Here is a 2,908-nt window from a genome sequence, read left to right on the forward strand (position 1 = left end):
CTCCCCGGCCCCCGCCCCTGGCAACGGCGACCGGGCATCGCGGGCCGACCGCTTCCCTGAGCCGCCCATCCCCGGCGGAGTATGGCCTGGCGCATGTGTGGGCCGATCAGCGCGCGCGTCCGAGGTGGATCACGCTGACGCGGACCGTATGGTCGTTGATCTCGTACATGACGCGGTAGACCCCGACATGGATGCGCAGTAAGTCGGCGCTGCCGAACGCGCCGTCGGGCCGCGGATTGTCGGCTAAGCGGTCGACAGCGGTGAACACCTGCCGCACTCCGGCGGGGTCCTCCTTGGCCAGCCGCTCCGCCTGGGCGAGGGCCTCGGGCTCCCAGATGATCTCGTAGCTCACGCCTCGGATCCGCCGAACACGCGGCGGTACGCCTCGTCGTGCGAAATGCCGGCGTCCTCGCCCCGGCCCTGGCGCGCGCGGTAGGCAGTCAGCGCCCGCAGTTCCTGCAATTCGAGAGCGTCGGCGGGGCTGACCAGTATCGCGACGGTCTGCCCATGGTCGGTGATGGCGGCCGGCTCACGGGTGGCGCTGACCTCACGCGCAATGGCGCCCAGGCGGGCGCGGGCTTCCACGATCGAGTAGGACCTGTCCGCCATGCACACCACCTTACAGAAGTGTGCACCAGATCACCCGGCGAAGGCGGGCTGGGACAGCGGGCCGCTTCTCTAAGACGCCACCCGACGCAGGTCGAGCACCCTCACGTCATGAAGGTCGGCCCCGTCCCACGGGTGCGCCTCGCCACTGCCGAGTCGGCGCCATGGCGCGCGCACCGCGAGCTCGATCAACCCGAATGTCCGGCGCCCGTCTTCGCGGCGCAGGACGCGCGAGAGCCGCGCGAAACGTCGCCTTGCGGGCCTGTGAACGGAAGCGGCGGAAGTTCGCCGCCACGCCATCTGGTGTCTCGTTGTACGGGGGTTCGGCGAACGACGGTGATGTCTTCCAACAGGGTCATGGGCGGCTCCCTCGCGGTGAGTCCGGCGCGGAGGCACCCGAGCCTGGACCGGCCCCCTCGCTCGCCTTGTTCGAGGGGGCCGGTCCGATGGCTGTGGGAATCAGGCGGAGAGTTCTCCGGTTTTGAGGGCTGTGATGAAGCCGGTGAAGGCGTTGGTGGGGAAGGTCAGCACCGGGCCTTGGGGGGTTTTGCTGTCGCGGACGGGGACGTGGCCCGCCGTCTCGGCGGTGGTGGGGGACCATTCCAGGCAGTTGCCGCCGTCCTGGTTGCTGTAGCTGGACTTGACCCAGGCGGGGCTCGGGGGCGGGGTCACAGTGCCTCCATAACTTTTCCGATCAACCGGGCAGAGGCATCACGCGAGAGGGCGGAAGCCGTAAGGACATCGTAGGACCGGGACAACTGCCTGACATCTGCCGGTACTTCGATGATCGCACCCGAGCGCACGCCCTCCGAATAGACCACTGTTCCTTCCGCCGTCGTCAGGATCGACATGGACCCGTCCATCAGGCCATGCGTGCCCGCGTCCAGCGGCAGCACCTGGAGAACGGTGGTGGGCCGCTTGCCGTGCTCCAGAAGGGCGGCCAGCTGTCCTCGCATCACCGCTTCGGTGCCCACCTTCCGCCGGATCACCGACTCGCAGACGATGACGGAGAAATCAGGCGGGGAACTGCCTTTGAGGATCGCTTGTCGTGCGATGCGGTTCTGCACCCTGGTGGAAAGCTCCGACTCGCTCGCCCGGGGGTTGCCCTCACGAAAGAGCGCGCGAGCGTACTCCGGCGTCTGGAGGAGCCCGGGTACGACAGTGGGTGACCACGCTGCGATGCGGCTGGCCTTCGGCTCCAGTTCGATCCGCCGTCGCGAGTGGACCGGGAAGGACTGAGCGGTGATCTCCTCATACAGCCGCTTGAAGAGTCCGTCCGTCTCGAAGACCTGGTCCAGGAGGGGCGGGAGGTCGGCCGGGATGGGGCCTTGGCAGGTCTCGACCCGCGAAATGGTGCTCTTGGAGGTCCGGGTCATCCGGGCCAGGTCGGTCTGGGACAGCGGCCTGGACGGGTACAGCTCGCGAGCGCTGCGGCATTCTTCGGCGAAGGCACGCCGTGGATCGGGCGCACCGTTCAGGCCCTCCGCGTCGGTTACTTCGGCCATGACTCCCCTGACCACCCCTCTGGTCACGCTTCTCCAGCGGTCCTGTTTTCCGCGGGCAACCCGGCGGTGCATATGCATCGGTGACCAAACCGCAGGTCGGGCGCTGAAACCCGCCCTCGGAGGCCGGTTGATGCCGCACTCTTGTGATCGGCCCACCGCACAGAGTGACAGAGGAGAGGGTCGCCATGGGTACGCACGCCCAAATCCCCCTGCCGGGTATGGGGTTGGCCCCTCCAGCCTGGCGTGACGAGCCGGAGCCCGTGCCCGGGTGTGACGTATGCGAACTGCTGGCCGGGGACCGGGAGACGGCCCGCGCGAAGGGCCATGCACTGATCGTGCGGAGCTGCAACGCCGTCATGGCAGGACATCCCCACAAACGGGAGCACAGGTAAATGACCACTACCCGCGACAACTGCCCGACGTGTCAGTCCCTGGAAGCGCGGCTGGCCGAGGCCAAAGAGGTGGGGGACGAGTCGCAGGCCGTGGACTGCCGGGTGCTGCTCCGCCGTCACCCCGAACACGGTGGCCCGCTGCCGAAGTCGGAACAGAAGGAGACGACCCCGTGAGCAAGCCCCACCATCTCCGCCGCCCAGCGGGCAACGCGCGCGGCGGAAGCGTCGCGGACAAGGACCGCCGCGCGGCGGCAGCACAGACGGCCCGGCGCGAAGAGCTCCTGGAACGTATGCGGCGACGGAACGGCGCACCTCGGCGCACCGAAACGTGAGCCCGACATCCCTAACCCGCCCAGCACCCCCCACCCCATTCACCGACCGGTCGGTATGCCCGTAGGTGTACCC

Annotated in this window: 6 protein-coding genes and 1 pseudogene; 2 read left to right on the top strand and 5 right to left on the bottom strand. The window is 68.5% G+C overall.

Annotated features, from left to right (window positions below; all coding sequences use genetic code 11):
- Positions 1–106 precede the first annotated feature (106 nt).
- The 5 genes and pseudogenes from ITI46_RS33980 to ITI46_RS33995 all read right to left on the bottom strand — a co-directional run bounded on the left by ITI46_RS33980 (position 107) and on the right by ITI46_RS33995 (position 2,189).
- Positions 107–352, bottom strand: a complete 246-nt coding sequence (locus ITI46_RS33980; protein WP_209243835.1) for a type II toxin-antitoxin system RelE family toxin — start codon at positions 350–352, stop codon at positions 107–109.
- The gene (locus ITI46_RS33985) at positions 349–609 is read right to left on the bottom strand and encodes a type II toxin-antitoxin system Phd/YefM family antitoxin (RefSeq protein ID WP_209243837.1); all 261 of its coding nucleotides are present in this window, start codon (positions 607–609) and stop codon (positions 349–351) included. Before ITI46_RS33985 ends, ITI46_RS33980 begins: the two co-directional genes overlap by 4 nt.
- Before the next feature lie 69 nt (positions 610–678).
- Positions 679–940, bottom strand: a pseudogene (locus ITI46_RS35325) (GNAT family N-acetyltransferase); the annotation flags it as partial.
- 125 nt (positions 941–1,065) lie between these two features.
- Positions 1,066–1,278 carry a DUF397 domain-containing protein gene (locus ITI46_RS33990; RefSeq protein ID WP_209243839.1) on the bottom strand — a complete coding sequence of 71 codons (213 nt, stop codon included), beginning with the start codon at positions 1,276–1,278 and terminating at the stop codon, positions 1,066–1,068.
- The gene (locus tag ITI46_RS33995; protein ID WP_247747011.1) at positions 1,275–2,189 is read right to left on the bottom strand and encodes a helix-turn-helix domain-containing protein; all 915 of its coding nucleotides are present in this window, start codon (positions 2,187–2,189) and stop codon (positions 1,275–1,277) included. Before ITI46_RS33995 ends, ITI46_RS33990 begins: the two co-directional genes overlap by 4 nt.
- 314 nt (positions 2,190–2,503) lie before the next feature.
- On the opposite strand from ITI46_RS33995, the gene ITI46_RS34000 reads away from it, so the two are divergent.
- Together ITI46_RS34000 and ITI46_RS34005 are read left to right on the top strand one after the other, a co-directional pair.
- A complete protein-coding gene (locus tag ITI46_RS34000; protein WP_209243840.1) occupies positions 2,504–2,677 on the top strand; it encodes a hypothetical protein in 174 nt (57 codons plus the stop codon).
- Positions 2,674–2,835 (top strand): hypothetical protein, encoded by a 162-nt coding sequence (locus ITI46_RS34005; RefSeq protein ID WP_209243841.1) that lies wholly within the window; start codon positions 2,674–2,676, stop codon positions 2,833–2,835. Before ITI46_RS34000 ends, ITI46_RS34005 begins: the two co-directional genes overlap by 4 nt.
- The last annotated feature ends 73 nt before the right edge of the window (positions 2,836–2,908 follow it).

The organism is Streptomyces oryzae (assembly GCF_017676365.1).
Taxonomy (GTDB): Bacteria; Actinomycetota; Actinomycetes; order Streptomycetales; family Streptomycetaceae; genus Streptomyces; species Streptomyces oryzae.

Bases quoted from the DNA above. Each gene is read 5' to 3' on its own strand.
- ITI46_RS33985 (WP_209243837.1), bottom strand. From the start codon at position 609: ATGGCGGACAGGTCCTACTCGATCGTGGAAGCCCGCGCCCGCCTGGGC.
- ITI46_RS33995 (WP_247747011.1), bottom strand. From the start codon at position 2,189: ATGCATATGCACCGCCGGGTTGCCCGCGGAAAACAGGACCGCTGGAGA.
- ITI46_RS34000 (WP_209243840.1), top strand. From the start codon at position 2,504: ATGACCACTACCCGCGACAACTGCCCGACGTGTCAGTCCCTGGAAGCG.